Annotated in this window: 15 protein-coding genes, 1 tRNA gene, 1 other RNA gene and 2 other annotated features; of the genes, 2 read left to right on the top strand and 15 right to left on the bottom strand. The window is 44.1% G+C overall.

Annotated elements, in window-relative coordinates; genetic code table 11:
• Positions 1 to 218: 218 nt before the first annotated feature.
• The 15 genes from GPK88_RS06810 to GPK88_RS06740 form a co-directional block, all read right to left on the bottom strand.
• Positions 219 to 1322, bottom strand: a complete 1104-nt coding sequence (locus GPK88_RS06810) for an OmpA family protein (protein ID WP_148448647.1) — start codon at positions 1320 to 1322, stop codon at positions 219 to 221.
• 17 nt (positions 1323 to 1339) lie between these two features.
• Positions 1340 to 3001 carry an anti-phage protein ZorA-like protein gene (locus tag GPK88_RS06805; RefSeq protein WP_148448645.1) on the bottom strand — a complete coding sequence of 554 codons (1662 nt, stop codon included), beginning with the start codon at positions 2999 to 3001 and terminating at the stop codon, positions 1340 to 1342.
• Between the two features lie 120 nt (positions 3002 to 3121).
• The gene (locus GPK88_RS06800; RefSeq protein WP_148448643.1) at positions 3122 to 3334 is read right to left on the bottom strand and encodes a ferrous iron transport protein A; all 213 of its coding nucleotides are present in this window, start codon (positions 3332 to 3334) and stop codon (positions 3122 to 3124) included.
• 276 nt (positions 3335 to 3610) lie between these two features.
• Positions 3611 to 4219 carry a histidine phosphatase family protein gene (locus GPK88_RS06795; RefSeq protein WP_173763122.1) on the bottom strand — a complete coding sequence of 203 codons (609 nt, stop codon included), beginning with the start codon at positions 4217 to 4219 and terminating at the stop codon, positions 3611 to 3613.
• A complete protein-coding gene (gene pheT, locus GPK88_RS06790) occupies positions 4219 to 6636 on the bottom strand; it encodes a phenylalanine--tRNA ligase subunit beta (protein ID WP_215707624.1) in 2418 nt (805 codons plus the stop codon). The genes GPK88_RS06795 and pheT overlap by 1 nt, the downstream gene beginning before the upstream one ends.
• Positions 6637 to 6687: 51 nt before the next feature.
• Positions 6688 to 7707, bottom strand: coding sequence for a phenylalanine--tRNA ligase subunit alpha (gene pheS, locus GPK88_RS06785; protein ID WP_118064244.1), 1020 nt, complete (start codon positions 7705 to 7707; stop codon positions 6688 to 6690).
• A 95-nt stretch (positions 7708 to 7802) separates the two neighbouring features.
• Positions 7803 to 8027 (bottom strand) — a binding site (T-box leader).
• A gap of 47 nt (positions 8028 to 8074) precedes the next feature.
• A complete protein-coding gene (locus tag GPK88_RS06780; RefSeq protein ID WP_148448637.1) occupies positions 8075 to 8968 on the bottom strand; it encodes a YihY/virulence factor BrkB family protein in 894 nt (297 codons plus the stop codon).
• 23 nt (positions 8969 to 8991) lie between these two features.
• Complete coding sequence (locus GPK88_RS06775) at positions 8992 to 9579, bottom strand: GNAT family N-acetyltransferase (RefSeq protein WP_174096194.1); 588 nt, start codon at positions 9577 to 9579, stop codon at positions 8992 to 8994.
• A 35-nt stretch (positions 9580 to 9614) separates the two neighbouring features.
• Positions 9615 to 10673, bottom strand: coding sequence for an aldose epimerase family protein (locus tag GPK88_RS06770; RefSeq protein ID WP_148448633.1), 1059 nt, complete (start codon positions 10671 to 10673; stop codon positions 9615 to 9617).
• Positions 10674 to 10732: 59 nt separating this feature from the next.
• Positions 10733 to 10910, bottom strand: a non-coding RNA gene (gene ssrS, locus GPK88_RS06765) — 6S RNA.
• Positions 10911 to 10984: 74 nt separating this feature from the next.
• The gene (thrC, locus tag GPK88_RS06760; RefSeq protein WP_148448631.1) at positions 10985 to 12475 is read right to left on the bottom strand and encodes a threonine synthase; all 1491 of its coding nucleotides are present in this window, start codon (positions 12473 to 12475) and stop codon (positions 10985 to 10987) included.
• A 171-nt stretch (positions 12476 to 12646) separates the two neighbouring features.
• Entirely contained in the window at positions 12647 to 13483 is an 837-nt protein-coding gene (locus GPK88_RS06755) for a cell wall hydrolase (protein ID WP_173763123.1), read from the bottom strand.
• A 409-nt stretch (positions 13484 to 13892) separates the two neighbouring features.
• Positions 13893 to 15839, bottom strand: a complete 1947-nt coding sequence (locus GPK88_RS06750) for a DUF2142 domain-containing protein (RefSeq protein WP_173772540.1) — start codon at positions 15837 to 15839, stop codon at positions 13893 to 13895.
• A gap of 107 nt (positions 15840 to 15946) precedes the next feature.
• The gene (locus tag GPK88_RS06745; protein ID WP_173763125.1) at positions 15947 to 17602 is read right to left on the bottom strand and encodes a 2-isopropylmalate synthase; all 1656 of its coding nucleotides are present in this window, start codon (positions 17600 to 17602) and stop codon (positions 15947 to 15949) included.
• A 99-nt stretch (positions 17603 to 17701) separates the two neighbouring features.
• Positions 17702 to 17966 (bottom strand) — a binding site (T-box leader).
• 43 nt (positions 17967 to 18009) lie between these two features.
• Complete coding sequence (locus GPK88_RS06740; protein WP_173763126.1) at positions 18010 to 18786, bottom strand: helix-turn-helix domain-containing protein; 777 nt, start codon at positions 18784 to 18786, stop codon at positions 18010 to 18012.
• Between the two features lie 118 nt (positions 18787 to 18904).
• Between GPK88_RS06740 and GPK88_RS06735 the strand changes: the two genes are divergently transcribed.
• Together GPK88_RS06735 and GPK88_RS06730 are read left to right on the top strand one after the other, a co-directional pair.
• Complete coding sequence (locus tag GPK88_RS06735; RefSeq protein WP_173763127.1) at positions 18905 to 21175, top strand: glycoside hydrolase family 3 C-terminal domain-containing protein; 2271 nt, start codon at positions 18905 to 18907, stop codon at positions 21173 to 21175.
• 112 nt (positions 21176 to 21287) lie between these two features.
• Positions 21288 to 21361 (top strand) — tRNA-Pro (locus tag GPK88_RS06730).
• Positions 21362 to 21529: the final 168 nt, after the last annotated feature.

Here is a 21529-nt window from a genome sequence, read left to right as displayed (position 1 = left end):
GCGTTATTGCGGCAGGGTCAGCTGTTTGAGCCAACGGCGAGTTCTGGCCCTGCCGCAATGCTTTTAGCCATCTCACGGAACCCTAGTTGTATCCCCACGACAAAGTCCTTGCCCGAACCAATATCCTCTCCCTCTGGCGTCCGCCTTTCTCTCCCCTCCCCAAACAAAAAAAGCCCCGGGCCATATCCAAACAGCCTGAGACTTCCCTCAATCACAATTCAATTTTTCTTACCACTAGTCTTCCCACTACCAGAATCCTTCCCCGACTCCGTCGCTGTCTCATCCACACTCGCAGAAGCATCCCCCTGCATAATCTTATTCAGCTCCTGGATCATCTCCTCATCCTTCAAACGGAACTTCACCTCCACACGCCTAGAAGCATCCTTATCCACATTTCCATCCGCATCCAGAACCGGATCCGACATAGAATGACCATTAACCGTCAGACAATCCTGCAGTTCCTGAACCTGTGCATCCTTCAGAAAATCACTCTTGATATCCAGAAGATACTGAGCCACCGCCAGAGACCTCTTCTGTGACAGTTCCAGGTTATAACTGTAATCTCCATCCGTATCCGTATAACCATCAATAATGATCTCACCCAGATACTTCTTATAAGAATCATTCAGCAGCACCTTACAATATGTAGGAAGCACCATAGACAACGTCCGTTTACCGGAATCTGTCAGTTCCGCCTGGTCATAATCAAACATAACACTGGCATTCAACGTCAGCGCACCCGTCTGAGAATCAATATCCACATTCAGGTTTTTCTTGGCAAACTCCTTCTGCAAAGCCTCCACAACATCAGCCTTCACACCAATAATCTTATCAATCTTTTCCTGCTGCGTATTCAAAAGCTCCGTCTTTTCATCCAGCGCAGACTGCTGCTCTTCCAGCGTATCCTGCTGTTTTGCAAGTTTCTTCTTCTGGGAAGCCAGCTTTTTCTCCTGCTCTGTAAGCTTCTTTTGCTGCTCCTCTAGTGTCTTCTGCTGTTCCTCAAGTTTCTCTGCCAGAGAAGTCAGTTCCTCATCCTGCGACTTGATCTGTTCATCTTTGGACTTGATCTGCTCATCCTGACTCTTTAACGTTCCTGCCTGCTTATCCAGCGCACTCTGTTTTTCAAGAAGCTCCTCCGTATACTTTTCCTGAAGAGCAATTTTTTCATCCCGTTCCTTCAGACTGTCATTATAACTCTTCTGTGCCTGAAAAAGAGTCACACACATGATCAGTACAAAAAGCAGTAAAACACCCGCCATCATGTCTGAATAAGAGCGCCAGATATTAAACCCGTGATCCTCCGGCCTTCTTTTTTTGTGCATTAACAATTCCTCTCTTCTTATTTAAACAAGCCAAAGCGCCCTTTCTGGGCTACTTTCGTCATTTCACGGATACTTCTCTCGATCTCATCAAGAAGAGCCTCCTGTCTCGCTCCCTGACCATCCAGAAGATCTTCAAGACTGGTAAGTTTATCTTTCAGTTCCTGTACCCCGGCGCTGCCACCGTATCCCCATGGCTGTCCCGCAACAAGATGAATATCCCGGTTGTTCTTTGCAGTCTTAATCTCGGAAAGAAGCCTGCGAACTTCATCCAGAGTACTGTTTACCATTTTCTGACTCTCTGTAAACTCGTTCAGTTTCGTCTCAAAACTCTCAATCAGCTTCTTATCCTCCCGTAAAAGTTCCGCGCTGATCTTATTTGAATCTGCGGCAGTCTTCATTCCCTCTGCGGCACTGTCCACATACTGGCGCATGGACTCATTACAGGATTTCCATAAATCTGCGGAAGCTTTTTCATTCTCATGCATGTGCTCTGCCAGTTTCTCATAATCCCGCTTCTGGAGCTGCTGAATCATCTGGTTATCACGGATAATCCGGTCTGCAGTCTTCATATATTTACTCTGCATCTCGTCAATTTCCGCAATTGCGTCACGCATGGCACGTTCCTGTTTCGTAAAAGTCTCACTTAACTGGCTGCTCATCGTTTTATACAGCTCTGACGTGTATTCTGTATTATCTTTCTGCGCCTTCTTAAGTTCAACCAGTGCATCATTGAAATCCTCAAACTGCAGCTGAAAAGATCCGTGCATCTCACTCAAAAACGAATCCAAAATCTCCCTGATCGCATCCTGCTGTCCCTTGGTCACAGATGCAGTAAGTACATCCAGAGAATCGTTCATCTTCTGGAACGTAGGTGTGATAACTTTTTCAAAGCTGTCCGCCATCTGCACAGAAAACTGTTCTGCCATCTGTTTCATGGCTTCTGTCTGAGTCTTCTGGCTGGAAACCAGAAGATTCCAGGACTCATTCTCCGCAGTGGGCAATACCAGAGCATGAAAACGATCCAGAAAATCCTGCATTGCCTGGGACATGGACGAATACCCACTCTTCATTCCAAATGTGTACACAACAGAAAGCGCAACACCATAAATCGAAGTAAGAAAGGCTACTTTTATACCATCAACAAGGGCAGATACAGAAGTTGTCATCACCTCATAATCTGTAGGTTGAAAGTTTTTCAGTCCCCAGACAAGACCAATAAATGTTCCAAGAATACCAAGACTTGTAAAAATATCCGGTGCCATTTCCAAAAGCCTTTTGTGAATATGGACATCCACATCATCGATATTTACGAAATCTTCAACCTCAGCGATTCCCTCTTCTGTACGACTGATGCTGTCTACAAAATCATCCATCTTTTTATCCAGATACCGGTCACCAAAAATCCCTCGTAACTGTCCGATTTCTTCCTTCTTCGCCCTTCCCGGAAGCTGGAACACATCGGTAATCTCACCGGCCCCATGTTTCAGCGCAGCCGTCAGATTATCCATTCTGTACAGCCCAGCAAAAAGTCCGACAGCATAAATAATCACCATGACTCCCAGAAATGCAAAATTATAAAACAATACATTTCCGGAACCCTTTCCCACATAAGCGGTCAGAGTCGCTGCTGCCACTGCAACAAGCAGAAACAGCACTGTATTCATAAACTTTTTTCCCATAATCTGCCTCCCCTTATTTATTTTTGAAAAAAGTTTTCTTTTTTATCATACTATCATAACCACATTCCCAAAACAACAAAAAAGGACAATCCCATCAAAAGAAATTGTCCTTTCGCCCTTTTATACTTTTATACGACAGGCTGCATCGTCACTGATCAGGATCCTGTGTCCCTGAACACCTACGATCACTCCGCCAAGGATCCTGCTTATGATCTGTACGGTCTTTCCCTCGCTGACATCATACTGTCTGATCTGATCCATGATTTCCGGCATTCCGGTCATCCACTTGATGGTACAGATTTCCCCTGCTTTTGTTTCATTTAATGACTGCATATACTCACCCCATTTCCTGTGTCACGTCACTGTCAGCAATTATTCTCTCTCCATCAAGCAGACAATAGTATTCGCTACTTACTTATATCTAAATAATTTCAACGCAATTCTGCATTTTTATACGATTAGGAGAGTTTAACTTTTATTTTTCTGAATCCTTTGTTTCTTTTGTATATTTTATCTCAATTTATCCCGATTAGTCAATCGTAACCTGTATATTTTTCACTAAAAAACGCAGAACAACCATTACAGTTATTCTGCGTTTTTCCTTATTTTTTATGCGTAAACTTTATCTTCTTCCAGAAGTGTTGTCTTTCCATTTTTCACTTCCACAAGGTTGACACAGCAATTTGGTGGAACAGAACCTCTCCAGAAATTCTCCGGATCAGGATCTACATTCTGAAGAAGCGCCCGAACCGCACATCCGTGAGACGCAATCAGAATCGTTTTATCCGCAAGATCCGGATCAGATATTTTTTCATCCCAGAACTCTTTTGTCCGGGCGATCACATCAAAAATATCCTCCCCGTTTTCCGGTCGCTTGAACTTCACCGGATCACGGAAAAAAGTCTCGATCTGCGGATCAATGTAATTGCCCTCGGCATCTCTTACCTGATTCCCTTCCAGCACGCCAAAATTAATCTCCTGGATCCGTTTATCCGGTATGATGGGAATATCACGTTCTCCCAAGACACATTCTGCTGTCTGTTTTGCCCTTGAAAGCGGACTTGTAAAGCAAATATCAAACTTCACACCTTGGAGAGCTTCTCCGGTTTTTTTCGCAAGAAGAATCCCTTCTTTCGCAAGAGGCACATCTGCGGCGCCCTGAAGTTTTTTTAATTTATTCCACTCTGTCAGGCCATGTCTTACAATATAGATCAGCATCAGCTTCTCAGCTCGATTCCAAGTCCGTTGAGGCCATTCATGATTTTCTTCGTTACTGCAGAAATCTCATTCTCGCCAAGAGTCTTATCATGAGCACGGAATACCAGAGAATAAGCCATGGATTTGAAACCTTTCTCGATCTGTGCTCCCTCATAGATATCGAACAGCTGATAGCTCTCCAGAATATTTCCGCCTCTCTGGTCAAAGATCTCCTCGATCTGACCGGCAAGAACTGCATGAGGAACTACAAGGCTTAAGTCACGTGTTACAGCCGGATATTTTGCGATTCCGGTGTATTTGTGGTTGAAGCCTGCAAATTCCAGAATATCCAGGATATCGATCACTGCGATATATGCTTTCTCTCCGATGGAGTAATTGTCTGCAACAGATGGGTGAACCTCACCTAAGTATCCGACAACTTTACCCTCGTAGATCATGTTTGCCTGTCTTCCAGGATGAAGGAATGGCTTCTCGCTGTTCGGATCGTAGGTAACTTTTTTCTTCATTCCGATCTTCTCGAAGAACTCCTCGCATACACCCTTCATATCGAAGAAATCGCCGTTTCCATACATTCCAAGTGTAAACATAGTACGCTCATCCGGAAGCTCTGTGATCGGAAGGGACTTCGGAAGATAAATATTTCCAAGTTCGTAGAGACGAACATCTTTGTTACGTCTGTTGTAGTTTGTGGAAAGGGATGCCAGCATACCGTTCAGTGTGCTTGTACGCATGATGCTGTAGTCCTCTCCAAGAGGATTACTGATGGTGATGACTTTTCGAAGATCACTGTCCTTCGGAATGCAGAGCTTGTCAAATACCTTCGGGCTTTCGAAAGAATAGGACATTCCCTCTGAGAATCCGCAGTACTCTGCAATATCTCTTGCGACTTCCTGGATACGAAGCTTGAATGGAAGCTTACCTGTGGTAGCCTCTCCGGTAGGAAGTGTCATCGGGATCTTATCATAGCCGTAGAATCTTGCAACCTCCTCTGCAACATCTGCATTGCAGTGGATATCCTGACGGAATGTCGGTGCAACGATCTCGTCTGTTTCCGCATCATAAGCCAGCTCTACACGTCCGAGATAACCGATCATCTCTTCTTTTGTAAGGTTGGTTCCAAGAAGTTTGTTGATCTTCTCCGGCTCAAATTTTACTCTGGACGGCTCTCTTGTCTCGCTGCAGACATCAACCATTCCGCCTACAACTTCACCGGCACCAAGCTCTTCCATCAGCTGGCATGCACGGTCAATAGCAGCCTGTGCGTTATTCGGGTCAAGACCTTTCTCAAATTTACCGGAAGCATCTGTACGAAGGCCGATTCTCTTAGAAGAAAGACGGATGCTGGTTCCATCGAAGCATGCTGCCTCAAAAAGAACGGTTTTTACATCGTCTGTGATCATGGAGTTCTCGCCACCCATGATACCGGCAATGCCGACAGCTTTCTCACCGTCACAGATCATCAGAACATTCTCATCCATGGTACGCTCCTGGCCATCCAGTGTGACGAATTTCTCATCTTTTCCTGCACGGCGCACAACGATCTCTCTGTTTGCGATGGTATCCAGGTCATACGCATGCATTGGCTGGCCAAACTCTTCCATTACATAGTTTGTAATATCAACCAGGTTATTGATCGGACGGATTCCATTAGAAGCCAGGCATCTCTGCATCCACTTCGGAGACGGACCGATCTTGACATTTTTTACAACTCTTGCACAGTAACGCGGGCAAAGCTCAGGATCCTGTACAGTAACTTTTACATAGTCGGAAGCTTTTTCATCATTTCCCTTAACTTCTACAACTGGCGGGCAGAATTTCTTCTGGAAGGTTGCTGCTGCCTCTCTTGCGATTCCAAGAACACCGTAGCAGTCTACACGGTTGGAAGTGATCTCATACTCAAATACCACATCGTCAAGGCCAAGTGCTTTAATAGCGCTCTCACCTACAACTGCGTCCTCCGGGAAAATATAGATGCCGTATTCCGGTGCTTCCGGGTACATCTCTCTTGTGCTTCCGAGCTCCTCGATAGAGCACATCATACCACAGGACTCAACGCCGCGGAGTTTACCTTTTTTGATCTTGATTCCACCAGGAGTCATTTTTCCGTCGTGGCCGCCTGCAACACGTCCGCCGTCAAGAACAACTGGAACTTTGTCTCCCTCTTTTACATTCGGAGCACCTGTTACGATCTGTACGCTCTCTGTTCCGATATTTACCTGGCAGATGATCAGTTTATCTGCATCCGGATGTTTCTCAATCTTGTCGATCTGGCCGATCACGATCTTGTCAAGATCTGCATCCAGCTCTGTAAAGCCCTCTACCTTTGTGCCTGTTAATGTCATGGCATCTGTATATTCCTGTGCCGTTACATCCAGATCCGGCACATATGTTTTAATCCAAGATAATGAAGTATTCATTTTGGTTGTCCCTTCTTTTTTCTATATTTACTATAAAGATCTTCAGCTGTTTTAGAACTGTTTCAGGAATCTGCTGTCGTTCTCATAGAGAAGACGCATATCGTCAATCTCATATTTCAGAAGTGCAATACGCTCCAGACCTACACCAAAAGCAAATCCTGTGTACTCATCCGGATCAATTCCACACATACGGAGAACATTCGGATGAACCATACCACAGCCAAGGATTTCAATCCAGCCGGAACCTTTACAGAAACGGCAGCCTTTTCCGCCACATTTGAAGCAGGAAACATCAACCTCAGCACTTGGCTCTGTAAACGGGAAATGATGCGGACGGAATTTTGTCTTTGTCTCCGGTCCGAACAGCTCTTTTGCGAACTCCTGAAGGGTTCCCTTAAGGTCTGCAAAAGTAACGTTCTTGTCAATAACAAGACCTTCGATCTGATGGAAAGAAGGAGAATGTGTTGCATCTACTTCATCAGAACGGAACACACGGCCAGGTGCGATCATACGGATCGGAAGTTTGCCTTTTTCCATCTCACGTGCCTGAACCGGTGATGTCTGGGAACGAAGCAGAATGGAATCGTTGATAAAGAAGGTATCCTGCTCGTCTCTGGCCGGATGGTTCTCCGGAATATTCAGTTTTGTAAAGTTATAGTCCGCATACTCAACTTCCGGACCTTCTACAACCTCATATCCCATTCCGATGAAAATACGCTCAACTTCTTCCAGAGCGATGGTGTTCGGATGACGATGACCAATTTTTGCTTTCTTTGCAGGAAGTGTTACATCGATCACTTCGGCCTTCATTTTTTCCTCGCGGACTTTCTCCTCGAAATCTTTCTTGGAAGCTTCCAGAAGTTCCTCGATCTTAGCTCTTGTCTCATTGACAAGCTGACCAACTTTCGGACGCTCTTCCGGAGCAACATCTTTCATACCTTTTAAGATTGCGGTAAGCTCACCTTTTTTTCCAAGATATGCAACACGCACATCATTCAGCTTGTCCAGGCCCTCGGATTCCTCGATCCGTTTTCTGGCATTCTCAGCCAGTTCCTGAAGTCTTTCTTTCATATCCATGGTCTATTTCTCCTTTAATTAAAATAATCAAATGATACGCCACCCGCCCTGAAAATTCAGATACGGGCAATAAAAAAACCGTCCCTTATAAAAGGGACGGAATATCCGCGGTACCACCCAGTTTCCCATGAAAAAAAAATCACGGGCACCTCTTATCTGCTTAACGCGCAACGTACGTCATCTCCTACTGTTACTTCAGAGAGGAAGCTCCGGTGGGAAATTCAAGAACCATCTGAACCCGGGGAAGCTTACAGCCGGTGACTTCCCTTCTCTGTGAGAAAATGATCCTCTATAAACACCTTCACAGCTTTTCTGTCTTTTAATACTATGCCACAAGGTCCGCTTTCTGTCAAGCGCAAAGTCAGGATTCTTTGGAACTGTTTTTCTCATTTTCTTTCTTTGAAAGAAGAGTTTTTACAGATTTCTGGGCTTTTCGAAATTCATTTTCGAAGTATGCATTGATCTCTGCGCCGTAAAGGATCAGGTTCATACACACATACAGCCACAGCATCACCATGATCAGTGCAGTCAGGCTTCCATACATATTTCCGAAATTCGGAAAAAATTCAAAATACAGAGAAAATCCATAGGAAAAGATCAGCCATGCCGTGGCAATAATAAAGGCTCCGGGAAGCTGGCTTTTAAAGGTCGCCTTCCGGTTGGGAAGCACTTTATAAAGCACCAGAAATACTACAAACAATACGGCAAACACCAGCAATGTCCGGGCTCCCATAATTTTTGCCATCAGTCTCCCCAGGATCGGAATAGTTTTCTGTGCAGCTACCTGAATTCGGTTACCAAGGACCAGAACCAGAAGGGTAACAATGATCGCCAGCACAAACAGCAGCATATAAAAAACCGAATAGATCCGGTTCGTCAGCCAGTTTCGTGTTTCTTTTACATGATAAATGGTATTCAGGCCGTTAATAATAGCCTGCATTCCCTTTCCGGATGCCCAGAGTGCCATCAGGGCGGACAACGGCACGATCGCCGTGCTTCTTTTGTATACTTCCACTACAATGCTCAGCACAAAAGTCTGCAGATTTCCGGGCACAAAACCGACAATGGCATCCCGGACCACATTATAGCTTAATGGTGTGTAACGGATCAGTGTTGTGAGAAAAAGGATAAACGGGATAAATGACATGATCAGAAAGTATGCCGCCTGCGCTGCATATGCGCTGACATGATCTCCGTTTGCCCTTCGCACAAACCCCAGCATGAGCTGGATTACATTTTTCTTTTCCTCGTCCATGCTGACCCCCTCAAGTTTCTTTTTTACCAGGAAAACCGTTCAAAGCCAATCTTATTCTGGATTTCCGGAAAAGCTTTTACTTCCGGCTGTACCGTTTTATGTTCGCCGATCATCTTTTCCATCCATACCATATTATACCAGCGGTTGAATTTATATCCGCATCTGTGGAACTCTCCCACTCGTTTATATCCAAAATGTTTATGGAACTCCACACTGGCATTGGTCAGATATTCATCTTCTTTTGGTGCAACTGCAATACAGGCGTTCAGGTTCAGGACTCCCATCTCCGCAAGAAGACTTTCCAGGGCACGGTAGAGCCTTCCGCCTGCGCCGCTGCCCCTTCGCTCATGTTTCACATAGATGGACATCTCGGCGCACCAGCCATAAGCAGCTCTCGGATGAAAAGCGGAGCCATAGGCATATCCCAGGATTTCTCCGTTCTCTTCTGCCACAATGTATGGATATTTTTCTTTTATGTTATGAATCCGCTCCGTAAATTCCTCTGTAGACGGCGTCTCATATTCAAATGTAATTGCCGTTTTTTCTACGTAGTAGGAATAAATTTCTGCCAGTGCTGCCGCATCTCTCTCTTCTGCCACACGTATCTGCATTGCTTTATTACACCTCTTTTAATTCTGTTTATCTGTCATTTCACAAAGAAACGGTAAACCGTCTCTGAACTGTATTCTTCACCAGGACGCAGGATCGGAGAATGGAAATCCTCCACATTTACCGCATTTGGCTCCACCTGTGTTTCCAGGCAGAATCCATGGCGTTCATGATAAACATGGCCATTCTTACCCTTCTCATCCTTGACAAAGTTACCTGCATAAAACTGCACACCCGGGCAGTCGGAAGAAACTTCCATTCCAATGCCGGATTCCTTACAGTATGCACTAGCAATAGAACGGACATTACCCTTTGCATAATTGTCTGTTACATAGTTATGGTCATAACCGCCTGTAAACTTCAGCTGCTCAAAATCAGCCTCAATATCTCTGCCGATTGGTTTGGAAACATTAAAATCCATCGGAGTTCCTGCTACCGGCGCATACTCACCGGTAGGAATGGACTGACTGTCTTTCACAGGAGTAAAATATTTCGCATGAATGCATACTTCCTGGTCAAGCACATCTCCGCTGCCTTCTCCGTTCAGATTAAAATAGGAATGGTTGGTCATATTGGCAACGGTAGCTGCGTCAGAACGTCCTCTGTAAAAAATCTTCAGCTCATTTTCCTCGGTAAATTCATATTTCACAATAACCGAAAATTCTCCCGGGAATCCATTCTCTCCATCCGGGCTGATGCGGAAGAAATCCACGCTGTTCTTATCCTGGGAAATTTCTTTTACTTCCCAGAGTTTCTTCTCAAAGCCATTGGGACCGCTGTGCAGATTGTTATGATTCTCATTCTCTGTAAGGATTACTTCTTTATCATCAATAAAAAATCTGGAATTTTCGATACGGTTTCCACTTCTTCCGATGATCGCACCGAAAAAGCAGCCATTCACTTCGTAAGCTTCCATATCGTCATATCCCAGAACTACATCCTTCAATTCTCCATTCCTATCCGGTACACATACCTTCACCAGAATTGCGCCATACTGAAGTACCTCTGCATAGGCACCTTTTTTATTCTCGAGATGATAGATCTTTACTTCTTCCCCTGTAGGAAGTGTCCCAAATTTTCTCTCAGAAACACTCATGCTATAATTCCTCCCATATATGAAAAAAGAGCCATCAACCGGCTCTATGTCTTTAACCGATTAATCCCGGGATGCCGTTCCCTTATTTTTGACGCCTAGCAGATGCTAGGTGGGTATCCTCAACAGTGTCTTCTGCCTACCACGACGTGAGGTCTGACATCCAACCTGCGATTTTGGATTCCCAAAATGTCAATGTAGGTTCAAAAAGAAAAGGGGGATCGAACATTCCAGGATTCGGTTTTTCGTTGTTTTTATTATAAACCAGTATTTGTGCTTTTTCAACAGAAAATACACATTCTTACTGATTTTTATTATTTAATGTTAAGAATATCTCTTACTGCGGCTGGCATATCCACTGCATCTACCACTCTGTCATGAAGAACCGGTGCGGTACGGATCTCCTCAACAGCACGCGGAACCGGTACTTTTGAAAGTGCGGATAATGCATCTACCAGGCCAAAATCATCCAGATCTTTATGATCTTCCCCAAGCGCATCCATGACACTTCTTGTGAATTTATATGGACTTGCGGTAGAAGCGATAACAGTTGGAAGATGATCCTCTGTTTCACTTACATATTTCTTATATACGCCTGCGGCAACTGCAGTATGTGTATCAATTACATAATTGCTGTCTTTATAAATCTCGCTGATGGCATCTGCGGTCTCTTTCTCACTGCAGAAATTACCATAGAAATCTCCAAGCTGTGCTTTCATCTCATCTGTGATGGTATATTCGCCGCCCTCACTTAAAGATTTCATAAGCTCTGCACATTTCTCAGCGTTCTCTCCTGTAAGACGATAGATCAGTCTCTCCAGGTTACTGGAAATCAGGATGTCCATGGAAGGAGAAGTTGTAAGAATGAAATCTCTCTTTCTGTCATAAGTTCCTGTGCGGAAGAAATCATAAAGAACACGGTTCTCATTGGATGCACAGATCAGTTTGTGGATCGGAAGTCCCATCTGTTTTGCATAGTATGCAGCAAGAATATTTCCAAAGTTACCGGTAGGAACTACCACATTGATCTCCTGGCCATCTTTGATCTTGCCGTCGCGCACCAGTGATGCATAAGCATATACATAATATACGATCTGCGGAACAAGTCGTCCGATATTGATAGAGTTTGCGGAGGAAAACTGGAATCCTGCCTGATCCAGTTCTGCTGCCATCTCGTGATCATTAAACATCTTCTTAACAGCAGTCTGAGCATCATCGAAGTTTCCGGTAATACCTACCACATAAGTATTGGCTCCCTTCTGGGTTACCATCTGTTTCTCCTGGATCGGGCTGACACCATGTTTCGGATAGAATACGATGATCCTGGTTCCCGGTACATCTGCAAAACCTGCCATGGCAGCCTTGCCGGTATCTCCGGATGTTGCGGTAAGAATTACGATTTCGTTTTTCACATTGTTCTTCTTCGCTGCAGTTGTCATCAGATGAGGAAGGATGGAAAGTGCCATATCCTTAAATGCAATTGTTGCGCCGTGGAACAGCTCCAGGAAATATGCTCCATCTGCTTCATGAAGGGGAGCAATCTTCTCTGTATCAAATTTACTGTCATACGCCTTGTTGATACAGTTCTTAAGCTCTTCCTCTGTAAAATCTGTGAGGAAACGGCTCATTACCTCGTATGCTGTCTCCTGGTAAGTCATCTGAGCCAGTTTGTCCATTGGTACATCCAGCTGTGGAATGCGCTCAGGCACGAACAGTCCGCCGTCCTCAGAAAGGCCTTTCAGTATGGCCATTGACGCTGTAACTGCCTGCTCTTTTCCTCTGGTGCTTTTGTACAATACCTGCATTGGTGTTCCGCCTTTCTATTGTAAAATATTCGTTTTCTTTCTAACGTTATCACATTATAGCATGGAATTATGGAAAATGCCACCACTTTAAAAAAAACCTGAAATTGTTTTTAAAAAGAAACCGTCGGCTTCTTTTATCTGCCGGCGGTTCTTAAGCTGTATCAGCATTTTTTATTTATATGTGTAAAATTCATGAACTCCATATTTAAAAAGTTTCTTGAGATCTTTTTCAAACCATTTAACGTTATGCGCTTCTGCTGCGGATTTCTGAATAAAAAACAATGCACCTTCCGAATAATCGGTTCCCTTCAGCGCCTGCTTTACCGCTTCCCTTGTTTCGTCCGAAACGGTAACTTCATTAATTCTTCCATCATAAGTAGGTGAAAACTGCGGAACCCCGTCACTGTTGTCCCAGACAACTTCCGTTACGGTACCCGGAAAATCATCGTTTTTTACGCGGTTCATAATCACATTCGCTACCAGTACCCGTCCCTTGATATCCTCACTTCCGGCTTCTGCCTCCACAATCCGCAGAAGTGTGTCATAGTCTTCATCTGACATCAGTGTGGGATTTTCGGCCAGAGTAATGGATCTTGCATCCAGCTCATTTACTTTGTTTTCCATGGAGGTACTTACATTGAGATCTGCAGTGGTATTTTTTACAGTCTGTACTCTCTGACCCACAATCACCTGTTCACAGGAACTTCCAATTCTGGTTACCGTGCTTCCTGAAGATGGTGTATCCGAGACCCCGGAAACCACTCCGGCAATTCCGGTAGGCACAGCCACTTCTTCATCCGAATAGGCAGTTTTCGCATCGGAAGCAGCATAAACTTTATTTCCGCTTCCACTTTCCGTAAATACTCTTGTTCCCAGAGAAATTACCATTGCCAGAACTGCACATACTGTCAGCATCGCAAAACCGCGCACGGAATTTCCTCCTGTTTTTCCATTTTTACGTTCATCCTGCGCTTCTTCAGTTTCCCGTAAATCTTTCTTAACTTTCATAATTTTATTCCCTGCGTTACATTTTCCTTTCTTTGTTTACACGTTTGTAACATTTCTGTAATGTATAAGAAAATTATATTTAATAAAGTGCGATATGTCAAGCTTTTTTGCCCATTTTCAGCCACAATAACGTTATTTATGAATTATCCACACTCCTTCCACATTGGTTCCACATCCAAATGACCAGTTATCCACAGATCTATCCACTTTTTAGGAAAATAAAAAGACAGATAGCAGGTACGTTTTTGTCCAATGTTTTTCTTTCATTTCTCCAAAAACGTATCTCTATCTGTCCCTTTTTTTCTGTCAGAACAGTTTTTTCTGTTTACTTTTATTCAAGTGCTTAAGCCGATTATAATATCACCCGTTTAAGCAGTCAAGATTTTTCGCCTGACCATAATCGACAAACTCATCTGTACTGACATAATGCCTGCACAAAAAGTGTGGCGTAAACGCACAGATCAATACTCCAGGCTCCCAGAAAAAGTCCCCATGGTGTTCCATCCTCACCTGCCGCAAACTTTTTCGGCTTCAACGCAAGAATCAATGGCAGAAGAAGTGGAAGAAAATAACGCCCCTGAACCCCCAGAATTTTATCGTATCCATAAGCGGTCCATTGACCATACAGCGTGACAAAAGTCAGCCCGAAAACAAGAACACAGACACCACCCAGCGCAACTTTTGCCGGCAGATCCAGATGAATTTCCGACATATCATTATTTCTTGAAACCTGCAGTACCAGAATCAGAAGATATCCCACTGCCAGAAGATTGCAGACCGGAATATTCAGCCATCCAAGATTGCTTCCCATCATTTCCGTAAGATAAGCAGTTCCAAATGCATCCAGGCTCCGCACAAATGTAAATACAAAAGTCACCGGATTTTTCAGAATTCCCGTAAGCTGGGCAGCCGTATCCACTCCCGGCTGAGACTCGCAGAGATACCTGGACGCAATGGCAAGCCAGCCAAAACTCAAAATCAGGATCATGGCACCTGCACACACCACATGAAACCAGTAATTTTTTCTGCTTCGAAACCTTTCCTTCGGAATGAGAAACAGAAGAAGGCAAAATGGCATATAAACAACTTTGCACAGGCACAGAAAACCGGTCAGTATATACATCAGTCCCAGCTGCCATTTTCTCATTACCTTTTTTTTGCTGTAGCGCATATACAGCACAAACACCACCATAGCCACTGTCAGAGCCAGTGCAAGTGCATCTGCGGACATAGAGTTCGCAGATTGAATATTTATGGGCACAAGTCCCAGAAAAGCAATAAAATTTTTACCCACCGGTGTAAAATGAATTGCCAGGAAAAAGATCAACCCAAAACAGAGCATATTAGCAATTCTACCTCCATAAGCCAGAACAAACGGCCGATCTGTGAAAAAATCCGCAATACGGATTCCCACAGCCTGTGGCAGATAGGAAGTAGGCGCATAAAGAGCTGTATTTCCAAATCCGTAGAACTGTGTTTTTTCTGTATTTATATGCTGGTTTATCTTTCCTCCGATATCCCACAAAGACACATGTTCCTTGGAGGAAAAATCAGGAATCAGCCCACTGTCGAAGGTTCTTCCATAGGAAAAAAGATCATTACCTCCGTTTCCTTCCGAAGTCAGATACCCCCTGGAAACTTCATAGCTTCTCAGGAAATGACTGTATTCATCCGGAGAATTAAATGCCGGAATCGCCGCCAGAGTACTGATGCTCATAAAAAGATAAACAATAGCAAACAGCACTTCTGTCCGGATTTTTTTCTTTTTCAAAAATGTAAAGATTACCAGCATCACTGCTGCTGCCGCTGCTATGACCATAAGGACAAGCGCTTTTGGAAATGGCCGGGAAATACTACGGTACGCAAGTATCTGTATCCCGTTTTCTCCCCCTGTCACCCCTGCTGCCACTCCGGTATCACCCTCTGCTCCGTCCAGAACAATCCGGAATTTCTGGTCCTTACAATCTGAAAGTCTCTGATCCAGTCGAAAATATGTGGTATCTCCTGTGGATATGGTCAGACGGTTTACCTGCCAGCTCTGAATTTCTTCTTTATCCTGATAAATCGTTACACGAAAAGTTCCGGTAACAGACGCACTTTCTGTAGAAAGAAACAATTCCACTCCAGAAAGCCGACTGGTCTGGCAGATAAAATCTTTTTCCAAGTTACTTCCGGCACCAATCATTACAGAAGTTTCCGGTCTTTCCTGCTGCTTCACATTTCCAAGAATTTCCGCATCTGCCAGAAGGTATGATGCAAAAATCAGGATTATTCCCCAGATTAGTACACATTTTAAAATATCCTTCAGATCTTCGGACATCCGGAAAGTTTTTCTGCTTTTTTTCGTATTATTCATGTTATACCTCATACTCACTGTTTTTTCGGATTCCGGCTTATTATATCATCTGTACGAAAAAAAAGAAGCTGCTTTTTGTGGCAGCTTCTTTTTTTACAGCCGATTTCTTATCGATTATTGATGGCTGTTACCAGTGCATCAATGGAAGCACGGATGATATCCGAATCAACGCCAGCACCCCATGCAAGAGTACCATCTGGTTTACGGATTCCCACATAAGCAATCGCTTTGGATGTGGAACTGCGCTCCAGCGCATGCTCCTGATAGGTTTCCAGTGTATATTTCAGTTCATAAGCTTTCTTCAGTGCATTGCTTACCGCATCAAGACGACCATTTCCGGTAGCCTCTGTAACAATCGTTTTTCCATGGAATATAGAAGTAACCTGAGTCACAATGCCACCGTCTTTCTGCTGGAAATGAACCTCGTTAATGCTGTATGGCTCAACCACATTTTCGAAGGTAGATTTGAACAGGCTGAAGATTTCGTCCGGATGAAGCTCTTTGTGTTTGTGATCGGATACTGCTTTCGCTGCATAACCCATAGCTTCGCGCATTTTCGGAGGAAGATTCAGGCCGAATTTTGTTTCCAGAATATAGCCTACGCCGCCTTTTCCGGACTGGCTGTTGATACGGATAACATCCGCATCGTAATTTCTTCCAACGTCTGTCGGATCGATCGGAAGATACGGAACTGTCCAGTGTTCCAGATCTCCGTTTTCTCTCCAGTGCATACCTTTTGCGATAGCATCCTGATGCGATCCGGAAAATGCCGCAAATACAAGAGCTCCACTGTACGGGCTTCTCTCATAAATCTGCATTCCTGTACATTTCTCATAAACCTCACAGATATGTGGCATATCAGAGAAATCAATCTTCGGATCCACACCCTGGGAGTACATATTCATACCCAGTGTCACAATATCCACATTACCGGTACGCTCACCGTTTCCGAACAGAGTTCCCTCAATTCGATCAGCGCCAGCAAGAAGTCCCATCTCAGAATCTGCAACACCACATCCACGATCATTATGAGGATGAAGGGAAACAATTACATTTTCACGGTATTTCAGATTGTCACACATGTATTCTACCTGGCTTGCATAGACATGCGGCATAGAATGTTCAACTGTAACAGGCAGGTTGATGATTGCCTTGTTATCTTCTGTTGGCTGCCATACATCCAGAACTGCGTTGCAGACTTCCAGCGCATATTCCGGCTCTGTTCCTGTAAAACTCTCCGGGCTGTATTCAAACTGGAAGTTACCTTCTGTCTCATCTGCAAGTTTTTTCAGAAGAGCTGCGCCATCTACTGCAATTTTCAGGATTTCTTCTTTGGATTTTTTAAATACCTGCTCTCTCTGAGAAACAGATGTGGAATTGTATACATGAACAATTGCCTTCGGAGCACCTTTTACAGCCTCAAAAGTTTTGCGGATGATATGTTCTCTTGCCTGGGTCAGTACCTGAATGGTAACATCCTCAGGAATCAGGTTCTGTTCAATCAGGGTACGAAGAAACTCATACTCGGTCTCGGAAGCAGCCGGGAAACCAACCTCAATCTCTTTAAAACCGATCTGTACAAGAAGTTTGAAAAACTCAACCTTCTGCTCCAGACTCATCGGAATTACAAGTGCCTGATTTCCGTCACGAAGGTCTACAGAGCACCAGATCGGGGCCTTATCCACATATTCCTTCTCCGCCCATTTCATACATTTCACCGGCGGCATGTAATACTGACGTTTGTACTTGGATGGTGTCATCATTTTCGTTTTCCTCCATTTTCTCTTCCATTAATTTTCTTTTGTTTCTGCAATTTCATTTTGTATTATGACATAAAAAAATCTTCCGACTCTGCAAATCCTGCAAGAGACGAAAGACAACTGCTGTCCTACGCGGTACCACTCTTATTTCATGAATAAAAATTCACACACTTGACAGATACGGAATGCAAAAACATCCTTATATCCTCTCCGGATAACGGCGGACACCGTCTGCGTCTACTCTCTCGGATGAGATTTCGGGCAGATGCTCCGAGGCGAGTTCCACAAATCCCTTCCACTGCTTCTCACCGGCCAGCAGCTCTCTGTGCTCCGTTCGATGTGTACTATTCCTCATCTATGCATTTCTCTTTTTGAAACTGGTATTAGGATAACACGTTACAGTAAATTTGTCAATGGGATTTTATTCTTCCCCGTACTGAGTATTTTCGGTATTTCGCAGGTGTCATACCCGTAAACTTTTTAAAAATTCGGATAAAATAACTCTGATTTGAAAAACAGAGATATTCTCCGATCTGCGAGGCTGTATAATCGGAATAGGAAAGCATATTACAGGCCGCCTCAATCCTCTGTTTCTGAATATAGTCCACCATGGACATTCCTGTCTCTTTTCGAAATGTGCGGGAAAGGTAGGAGGAACTGATTCCGGCAGCTTTACTTACCTCTTCCAGAGTAATCGGATTATGAAGATGAAGATGAATGTACCTAACCGCACATTCCATTGCCCTGCTGTAACTGGGATTTCCGTACTTCCTGACTTCCTGTGCAAAACGTTCTGCCGCCTTTGCAGAAAGTTTTTCTATGGAATCCCTGTCTGCACATTCCTCGACTGTCTGAATATACCCGTCACTGAGAGAATATGCAGTTTCTTCCGGAACTCCTCCTTCAATTGCAGCTCTGGTAAACAACGTAATACCTGCAATAAACATATTTTTGCTGTTGCGGAGCTGGTCTTTCGAAAGAATTCCCGGAGTTCCATCCGGCTCTCTCTGCATAACAGAACGGATACGTTCCACCTGTCCGTTTTTTATTGCCTCATACTGCATTCGTTCACTGGCATAGGAAGTATGTTTCTGTAAATTTTCTCTTCTCTGAAACAACGCAGCTTCTCCTCTGTTTTCTGCCAGCAACGCGGCTGTTTTTTCTTTCTCTAATATGTCTTCTTTCATCTCCGTAACCCCTGGAAATTATTGCAAAATTTTATGATTTATGACAATATTTTATTATATTTTATCACTAAAAAATGCTATAGTCCATATTAAGAACAACATTCGGAGGTAATATTTTATGGAACGTGATTTAAAAAAAATCGTAAGCCAGATGACCCTGGAAGAAAAAGCAGGCATGTGCTCCGGCCTTGATTTCTGGCACCTGAAACATGTAGACCGTCTTGGAATTCCGGAAGTAATGGTCAGCGACGGCCCTCACGGACTTCGCAAGCAGGATGACAAAGGCGACCATCTTGGAATGAATGACAGTATCAAAGCTGTCTGCTTCCCTCCTGCAGCTTTAAGCGCCTGCTCCTTTGACCGGAAACTGATGGAAGAAATGGGTGAAACCATCGGAAAAGAAGCTCAAGCCAACGATGTATCGGTGGTTCTTGGACCTGCAGTAAATATCAAACGTTCCCCTCTTTGCGGAAGAAACTTTGAATATTATTCTGAAGATCCATATCTTGCCGGTGAAATTGCCGCCGCATTTGTAAATGGTGTACAGTCCCAGCACGTAGGAACTTCCATCAAACATTTTGCCGCAAACAACCAGGAATACCATCGTATGAGCAACTCTTCTGAGGCAGACGAAAGAACTCTCCGTGAAATTTATTTTCCTGCTTTTGAAACTGCTGTAAAAAAAGCACAGCCATATACCTTTATGTGCTCTTATAACCAGATTAACGGAACCTTTGCATCTGAAAACAAATGGCTTCTTACAGATGTACTTCGAGGAGACTGGGGATTTAAAGGTTACGTGATGTCTGACTGGGGTGCAGTCAATGACCGTGTGAAAGGCCTGGAAGCAGGACTGGAACTGGAGATGCCTTCTTCCGGCGGCGCAAACGATGCCCTGATTGTTGAAGCAGTCAAAAACGGTACCCTGAAAGAAGAAATTCTCAATCAGGCTGTAGAACGCATTCTCCGTATTGTTTTTGAGTATGCGGATCATCGTGCCCCACAGGAATTTACCATGAAAAAAGATCACGAAGAAGCGCGCCACATTGCAGAAGAGTCCATGGTTCTTCTGAAAAATGCGGATGACATCCTTCCTCTGAAAGCTTCCGAAAAAGTCGCTTTCATTGGCGGCTTTGCCAAAAAACCTCGTTTCCAGGGCGGTGGAAGTTCTCACATTAACTGCTTCAAAGTTACAAATGCTTTTGACTCGGTTCCTTCTGATGCTCAGGTCATTTATGCGGAAGGTTTCCCGGCAGACAGAGATCTTTATGATGACACCCTTGCCGCAGAAGCATTAAAAACAGCCGGCAACGCAGATAAAGTTGTAATCTTTGCCGGTCTTCCGGACAGTTTCGAATCCGAGGGATACGACCGTTCTCATATGAGACTCCCGGAATGCCAGAACCGTCTTATTGCTGAAATCCTTAAGGTGCAGCCGAATGCCGTAATCGTTCTCCACAACGGCTCTCCTGTGGAAATGCCTTGGCTTTCCGATGTAAAGGGTCTTCTGGAAGCATATCTTGGCGGACAGGCAGGTGGTGCCGCTGTTGCAAATATCCTGTACGGAAAAGTAAATCCAAGCGGAAAACTGGCTGAAACCATGCCTCTGAAACTGGCAGATAATCCTTCCTACCTGAATTTCGGCGGTGGAGAAAAAGTAGAATACCGTGAAGGTGTATTCGTAGGATACCGTTATTATGATACCAAAGAGATGGAGGTTGCTTTCCCGTTCGGGTATGGTCTTTCTTACACCTCCTTTGCTTATGACAACCTCAGAATTTCCAGTGTGAATCCCACTGAAAAAGATACAGTCACCGTATCTGTAGATATCACAAACACAGGAAATGTGGCAGGAAAAGAGATTGTACAGCTTTATGTAAAAGATCTGACAGGTTCTGCTATCCGCCCGGTGAAAGAACTGAAAGGTTTCGAAAAAATTTCTCTGAATCCAGGTGAAACCAAAACCGTCACCATGACACTGGATAACCGCAGTTTTGCATGGTATCACACCGGAATACACGACTGGTTTGTGGCAAGTGGTGATTATGAAATCCTCATTGGTGCTTCTTCCAGAGACATCCGTCTTTCAGAAACCATTCATATGAACAGCAGCCAGGAAATCCCAATGCACATCCATATGAACACAACCCTCGGCGAACTGTTCCGCAATCCAAAAACTGCAGACACCGCCAAAGATCTCACAAAGAAATATCTTCTCTCTTTAAATGGCGGAGAAGAAACTGCTTCTGAAGCCGCATCCGAAGCCATCTCCGAAGAAATGACCCAGGCCATGACCGATTCCATGCCATTACGTGCATTAATGAGTTTCGGCGATTTTTCAAGGGAAGAACTTACAGATATTATCGAAAAACTGAATAAGCTGGCATAAATACCATTCTATAAAGAGGTGTTGTCCCTGAATATCTCAGGACTTCACCTCTTTTTTATAAATAAAAAGCTGTTGCATTTATAATCAATTTCTGTTATAATCTTTTTCGTTACGGGGTATGGCGTAGCTTGGTAGCGCGCACGGCTGGGGGCCGTGAGGTCGCAGGTTCAAATCCTGTTGCCCCGATATTTCCTTTAAATTCAAGGGTTTCCGAGGTCTGATGACTTCGGATTTTTTTATTACTTTTATTATAGCAGTGTTCCAACAACTACTTAAAGTCAAGACCACCCGCTTAGCGGGTGGCTTGCTCTGTCCCTATAAGGGACTATTCCCTGCTTGCGCCCGGAAGGCGCA

The organism is Blautia sp. MCC269 (genome assembly GCF_018785655.1).
GTDB lineage: Bacteria > Bacillota > Clostridia > Lachnospirales > Lachnospiraceae > Blautia_A.
The sequence above is the reverse complement of the archived record's forward strand: the minus strand, read 5'-3'. Positions and strand labels throughout refer to the sequence as shown.

Bases quoted from the DNA above. Each gene is read 5' to 3' on its own strand.
- thrC (WP_148448631.1), bottom strand. From the start codon at position 12,475: ATGCAGGTATTGTACAAAAGCACCAGAGGAAAAGAGCAGGCAGTTACA.
- GPK88_RS06795 (WP_173763122.1), bottom strand. From the start codon at position 4,219: ATGCTGATCTATATTGTAAGACATGGCCTGACAGAGTGGAATAAATTA.
- GPK88_RS06740 (WP_173763126.1), bottom strand. From the start codon at position 18,786: ATGAAAGAAGACATATTAGAGAAAGAAAAAACAGCCGCGTTGCTGGCA.
- GPK88_RS06750 (WP_173772540.1), bottom strand. From the start codon at position 15,839: ATGAATAATACGAAAAAAAGCAGAAAAACTTTCCGGATGTCCGAAGAT.
- GPK88_RS06810 (WP_148448647.1), bottom strand. From the start codon at position 1,322: ATGCACAAAAAAAGAAGGCCGGAGGATCACGGGTTTAATATCTGGCGC.
- GPK88_RS06755 (WP_173763123.1), bottom strand. From the start codon at position 13,483: ATGAAAGTTAAGAAAGATTTACGGGAAACTGAAGAAGCGCAGGATGAA.
- GPK88_RS06775 (WP_174096194.1), bottom strand. From the start codon at position 9,579: ATGCAGATACGTGTGGCAGAAGAGAGAGATGCGGCAGCACTGGCAGAA.
- GPK88_RS06735 (WP_173763127.1), top strand. From the start codon at position 18,905: ATGGAACGTGATTTAAAAAAAATCGTAAGCCAGATGACCCTGGAAGAA.
- GPK88_RS06800 (WP_148448643.1), bottom strand. From the start codon at position 3,334: ATGCAGTCATTAAATGAAACAAAAGCAGGGGAAATCTGTACCATCAAG.
- pheS (WP_118064244.1), bottom strand. From the start codon at position 7,707: ATGAAAGAAAGACTTCAGGAACTGGCTGAGAATGCCAGAAAACGGATC.
- GPK88_RS06745 (WP_173763125.1), bottom strand. From the start codon at position 17,602: ATGATGACACCATCCAAGTACAAACGTCAGTATTACATGCCGCCGGTG.
- GPK88_RS06770 (WP_148448633.1), bottom strand. From the start codon at position 10,673: ATGAGTGTTTCTGAGAGAAAATTTGGGACACTTCCTACAGGGGAAGAA.
- GPK88_RS06805 (WP_148448645.1), bottom strand. From the start codon at position 3,001: ATGGGAAAAAAGTTTATGAATACAGTGCTGTTTCTGCTTGTTGCAGTG.
- GPK88_RS06780 (WP_148448637.1), bottom strand. From the start codon at position 8,968: ATGGACGAGGAAAAGAAAAATGTAATCCAGCTCATGCTGGGGTTTGTG.
- pheT (WP_215707624.1), bottom strand. From the start codon at position 6,636: ATGAATACTTCATTATCTTGGATTAAAACATATGTGCCGGATCTGGAT.